The following is a 1,387-nucleotide window of genomic DNA, read 5'->3' on the forward strand; positions in this document are numbered from 1 at the left end:
GGGGTGACGACGAACCGGCCGCAGGGCCGCTTCTCTTATGGAGGGGGCGGGTACGGCCGGCGCTGCGCCACCCTATAGCTCGACCCGCCCACCAGCTTGAACCGGCTGTACCCGCGTACCGGGAACCTAGACATCCCGGCGTGTCGCGCGGGGGCGGCGGGCGGGCGCGGCCGGGAGGGCGAGCGGGCGGCGGCGGCCCCGGACACAGCGGAGCGGGGCCCGCCGGAGGAGAGGCGGGCCCCGCTTGCCTGGGCGTCCGGTCCTGGGGGCGGGATCGGACGCCCGTCCCTACTCGGTCGAGGGGGTCAGATGTTGCCGGGTCCGGCGCCGGCGGTGACGACGGCGGGCACGTCCTGGGCCGCGTCGGGGCTGTAGGCGTAGGGCACCTCGGCCACGCTGCCGGCGGTCTCGGGCCGCCCGGAGTCGTCGAAGACGTTGCCGCGGGCCACCAGCCGGCCCGGATCGGAGTCGGCGTAGCCCACGTGGGTGGGGTTCTCGACGTTCTCGAAGTAGTTGTCCTCCACCAGCACCCCGGCGTCCATGGTCGAGGCCACCCCGTAGCCGCTGTTGCCGCGGTAGTAGTTGTTGTAGACGTGGACGGTCTCGCCGAAGCGCACCCGCGGATGCCGGCTCTGGGAGCCGTCGAAGTAGTTGTGGTGGTAGGTCACCCGCAGGTGGCCGTCATCGGCGGTGTGGCCGTCGGAGTGGCCCAGCAGCATCGACTTGCCGTGGTCGAAGACGTGGTTCCAGGAGACGGTGACGAAGTCGGACTCGCGCTTGATGTCCACCGCGCCGTCGGAGCCGTTGGTGAAGCTGTTGTGGTCGATCCAGACGTTGGTGGAGCCGTCCTGGACGTTGATGGCGTCGTCGTCCCAGTTCGCGAAGGCCAGGTTGCGGATGACGACGTTGTGGGCCTCGTCGACGTCGAGGCCCCCGCCGGTGACGGTGGCGCCGGAGCCGGCGCCGATGATGGTCTTGTCCGAGGTCACGTCGTTCATGCCGGACAGTTCGATGCTGCCGTGGACCTCGATGACGGCCGCGCCCTCGGCGGCCGCGGCGCGGGTGAGTTCGGCGGCGGTGTCCACGCTCACGGTCGCACCGCCGGCCCCACCGGTCGTACCACCGTTTTGGCTCGCCCACCCCATCGGCGAATCGGCCGCCTGCGCGGCGGCGGAGACGGCGGCGGCCTCGGCGCCGGGTGCGGCCGAGGAGGGAAGGGCGGCGGCGATCAGTGCGGCTCCGGCGCCCAGAGCGGCGAACGCGCCGGCGCAGGCGAACACCCGGGTGCGGGAGGGGCGGCGGTGCTTGCTCGTGCTGTGCATGCTTCGGGTCTCCTAGCGGGGAGGGATTGGGCCCGGTCGTCCGGGCCGGCCTGACGGTTCCCGGT

At 72.7% G+C, this 1,387-nt stretch carries 1 protein-coding gene; it reads right to left on the bottom strand.

Going from position 1 to position 1,387, the window contains the following annotated elements; all coding sequences use genetic code 11:
* Nucleotides 1–305 precede the first annotated feature (305 nt).
* On the bottom strand, nucleotides 306–1,322 hold the full coding sequence (locus FZ103_RS26165; protein WP_155999998.1) for a polysaccharide lyase family 1 protein: 1,017 nt from the start codon (nucleotides 1,320–1,322) through the stop codon (nucleotides 306–308).
* Between the last annotated feature and the right edge of the window lie 65 nt (nucleotides 1,323–1,387).

The organism is Streptomonospora sp. PA3 (assembly GCF_009728995.1).
Lineage (GTDB): Bacteria > Actinomycetota > Actinomycetes > Streptosporangiales > Streptosporangiaceae > Streptomonospora.

Coding starts and splice junctions, on each gene's coding strand:
- FZ103_RS26165 (WP_155999998.1), bottom strand. CDS start 1,322: ATGCACAGCACGAGCAAGCACCGCCGCCCCTCCCGCACCCGGGTGTTC.